At 61.9% G+C, this 4,090-nt stretch carries 3 protein-coding genes; 1 reads left to right on the forward strand and 2 read right to left on the reverse strand.

From position 1 onward, the window contains the following. Both VMW12_07390 and VMW12_07395 read right to left on the reverse strand, forming a co-directional pair. Positions 1–2,097 (reverse strand): ComEC/Rec2 family competence protein (locus tag VMW12_07390; protein HUZ49545.1); only part of this gene is annotated, 2,097 nt, incomplete at its 3' end. Between the two features lie 73 nt (positions 2,098–2,170). Beyond that, on the reverse strand, positions 2,171–2,644 hold the full coding sequence (locus VMW12_07395) for a hypothetical protein (protein HUZ49546.1): 474 nt from the start codon (positions 2,642–2,644) through the stop codon (positions 2,171–2,173). A gap of 323 nt (positions 2,645–2,967) precedes the next feature. Between VMW12_07395 and VMW12_07400 the strand changes: the two genes are divergently transcribed. Continuing rightward, positions 2,968–3,897 (forward strand): NAD-dependent epimerase/dehydratase family protein, encoded by a 930-nt coding sequence (locus VMW12_07400; protein HUZ49547.1) that lies wholly within the window; start codon positions 2,968–2,970, stop codon positions 3,895–3,897. Positions 3,898–4,090 lie beyond the last annotated feature (193 nt).

The following is a 4,090-nucleotide window of genomic DNA, read 5'->3' on the forward strand; positions in this document are numbered from 1 at the left end:
GCCATACGCCGAACCGTGATGGCCCACTTTTAACACGTCTGCATGAAGGTCGACGCCTTCGTCGAGAAAGCGCTGTTCCGCAGCGCTTCCGGCGTCGCCCGTAAAGAGCATGCGAAAGTGGCGATACTGCAGCACAAACGCAACCGAGTTATCGTTGATCGCGTTTTTCCCACCGATGAACGGGAGCGATGGCCCGATGAACTGCAACGTAACACCATCGTCGTTGCGCCATATACCTCCCGCACGCGGATAGACCATGGGCACGCTTTCGCTGCGCGCGACATCGAGCGCATCGTGATAGGCGTGTCCGCCATAGATCTGCCCGCCATCGGCAAACTCCGCAACCCGCAACTTGCGCAGCACTGGCGCAATTCCGCCAGCGTGATCGCCATGAGGATGCGACAAAATCATCGCATCGACGCGATGGATGCCGTGGCGTAGCAAATAGGGTACGACGATCCGCTCGCCGACGAGTTCCGCGCTCGATGCGTCGCTCTGCGGCCCGCGTTCTAGGCGCCCTCCGGCGTCAATCTCGTAGACGTGACCGGACGGGGTTTGCACCACGACGCCATCGGCTTGTCCAACGTCGAGGACGACCACGTGCAAGAGTCCGTCGGGCCGGTCGGGCGGCCACAGTACCAGCGATACACTCAGGACGATCGACGCTGCGGCCAACGTGCGCATGGAGCGCAGCATCAGCGCCGGAATGGCGACAATCGTAGCTAGGTAGAGCGCGATGCAGACGGTCGGCGCAGGTGTCATCGGGATCGCGGCTGCCGGGAGCGCACCGACGCACCGGATTACCGCCACAATCCACGCGAGCAACCACCCATTGAGATTTGCGAACGCTTGCGCAAGGGGCACGCACCGCTGCGCGGCTAGCTCCGCCATGCCGAGCAGCATGGTGATCGGCACGCACGGGACAATCGCCATGTTGGCAAAGAGCGCGTAGGGCGCGAATTGCAAAAACACGGCAGCGCCGATCGGCCACGTTCCGATCTGCGCGGCGCAGGAGAGGGCGACGACTTCTCGCAATCGCGCCGGAATCGACGTCGCTCCTTCGATCCAGCGATCGATGGGGCGTGCTAGCGAAAAAATGGTTCCCACGCATGCAAAAGAGAGCGCGAACGATGGCGTGGCAACGCTCTCCGGCCGAAAGATCGCGATCGCGATCGCCGCGAGGGCCAGGGCATTCCAGCTCATGGCGGCGGCCCCGCCGGCGCGAGCGACCAGCGCGGCGCTGGCCATACTAGCCGCCCGAACCGCCGGGAGTTGTGCGCCGCTCCACAGCACGAACAGCCACAGCACGACGATCGTGATTCCGCACGCACACCAGCGCGGAAGCGAAAAGCGCGACAACACCGCTGCAACCAACGCGGCGATGAGCCCAACGTGTAGCCCCGCCGTCACTAGGATGTGAACGGTTCCGGATTCCTGAAAATCGGCGCGAAGATCCGGCGGTAACGCCGAGCGTTCTCCCCAGAGTTCCCCGGCAACGATCGACGCGCCCGGCTCACCCAACTGCGCGCGCAGCGTTTCGAGCGCCGCGTAATGCAAGCGCGCAAGAACGCCGCGCACATCCGTGGATGCGGACGGCTGACGCGCTACGATCGCGGCGCTCTGAATCTCGCCGTCGATACCGCGCTCGCGCTGCAGTACTCGTTCGCTCGGCTCGCCCGGGTTGCGCGCCTCATCGAACGGCTCGAGGCGCCCCCGCACGACAACGCGCTCGCCGACCTGCGCTTGCCCGGAGGTGACCGCCGAAACCGTCAGCCCGCGCTCGAGCGCAAGCGTGTATTTCGGCGTACCTTCGGCGGTTGTTGCGCGATCGATGACGGTGGCGGTGAAACGCTGCGTGCGCGACTCGGTCACATGCTGGTGAAATCGTTCGTGCAGCATGCCATTGACGGCCGCGAAAGCCAGGGCAGCGAGTAATGCCGTGCGGAGCTGCCAGGGCCCGAAGCGCCGTGAGGCGACCACTGCGCAAACGATGACGATGCCGGCCGATACCAGGAATCGAACGTCGTCGCCGAGCGGTGCGTTTATCAGCGCTCCGAGCACGAACGCGATCGCGAAGACGGGCAGCGGCGGCTTCATTGGGCATCATCTGCGCGTCGCCCGGCGGGCCGCTAGGTGCAGACCCGCCGCTTAGATCGAGTGCGTGGGTCGATTACCGATTCATGGGCTTCATCGACGGATCGGGGATGCCGTTCGGGCAGACCTTGGCTTCTGCGGCGGGCGAAATATAGTATGCGTGAACGTCGTAGTGTGGAACCGGGAACCCCTCGTGCCCATGCGGTTCGAATTCGAAGTCGACGTGATCGATCGTGTAGCCGGGCAGCGCGTGGATATTCGCGTAGCTGAAGCCGTTTTTCAATTGCGCCGACGAGACCATGATTTCGGTGAAGATCGGCTTGCCTTGCCAAACGCCATAGATCGGGCCGAGTGGAAGATCTTTAACGGCAGCCCAGTGTTCGCCCATCGTCGCGATGCAAGGCGAGACCAGCAGCGCATTTTTGGGAATGCCCGCCGGATGAACCTTCGGCTGCGGCGGTAATGCCGGCATGTTCGAAGGCATCGCTGTGGCGGGGCCCGCTACTGCGGCTAGGATGAACGCAAAAGAGAGGATAGCTAAAAAACGCACTTGCGCAGCTCCTTCTAAAGTGAGATCAATGTCGCACTTTCACGTCCGGATCGCGATAACCTCGGTTAGTTTTAAGCCCGTTCGAGTAGACACCCTAGCTGAAGCTTACGGCTCTGTCAGATTTTGGTGAAGCCCTTCGCGAGCCCAGGGAGCTTAGCGTGCGGCTGCCAGGGTCGCAAGCGACCCCACGCGAAGCTGCCAGTGCCCGAAACGACGCGATGCTAGCGTTCCCTACGCAATGACGACGCCGGCAGCTACCGGCAGTTGCGCGTCGTTAGAGAGTGGGGCAGTTGCGCTAGCCCCCCACTTAAGGAAGATCATACGTGCGTATCATCGTCACCGGCGGGGCCGGATTCATTGGCTCTCACATCGTCGATGCGTATCTCGCGCTCGGCCACGACGTGCTCGTGCTCGACTCGCTCTGGGAGCATGGCGGTGGCCGCCGCGCGAACGTCCCCGAGCGGGCCAATTTCGTGCATATGGATATCCGGGACGCCAACATCGCGCGCATCTTCCACGAATTTCGTCCCGAGATCGTCAGCCATCATGCGGCTCAGCATTCGGTGGCCATCTCAACGCGCGACCCGAAGTTCGACGCCGACGTCAATGTGATCGGCCTGCTGAACGTGCTCGAAACGTCGGTGAAGAGCGGGGTCAAAAAAGTCATTTTCGCGTCGAGCGGCGCGACCTTCGGAACGCCCGACCATTTCCCGATCGTGGAATCCACCCCGCAGCGCCCGACCTCTCCGTACGGCATTACCAAGATGGTCGCCGAGCATTACCTGCGCTTCTATAAAGAAGAGAAGGGCCTCGATTTCACTGCGCTGCGTTACGGCAACGTCTACGGTCCACGCCAAGACCCCAACGGCGAAGCGGGCGTTATCTCGATCTTCATCGGCAAGTTCCTCAAGCACGAGGGCATCCGCATCGATTGGGACGGCGACCAGACGCGCGATTACGTTTTCGTGAAAGATGTCGCGCAAGCTAATGCGGCCGCGCTCGAAAAAGGCTCCGGCGGCATCTACGTGATCGGTACCAACGTCAAAACCAGCGTGAACGAAGTCTATCGCACACTCGTGAAGATCAGCGGCTTCGAAGCGCCGGTGACGCCCGGGCCACGGCGCGCCGGCGACGCACGCGACGCGCAGTTCGATTCGTCCCTAGCGCAAAAAGAGCTCGGCTGGAAGCCCGCGACCAACCTCATGGACGGCATGCGCGAAACTTACGAATACTTTGAAAAGCTCGCAGTCTAGCAAAACGAGCTACTGCAGAACGGCACCGGTGTGGGGAACGTGTGATTTTTGTGCAATCGACAGGATGTCGAACTTCCTTTGAATGTTGCACAAAAACATACGAGTAGGAAGCGCGCAGGATGCGCGCTGACGAACGGTTCCCCACACCGGTGCCGTTCTGCAGTAGCTCGTTCTGCTAGCTAACCACGAAGCT

The organism is Candidatus Dormiibacterota bacterium, assembly GCA_035532835.1.
In the GTDB taxonomy this organism is placed as follows: Bacteria; Vulcanimicrobiota; Vulcanimicrobiia; order Vulcanimicrobiales; family Vulcanimicrobiaceae; genus DAHUXY01.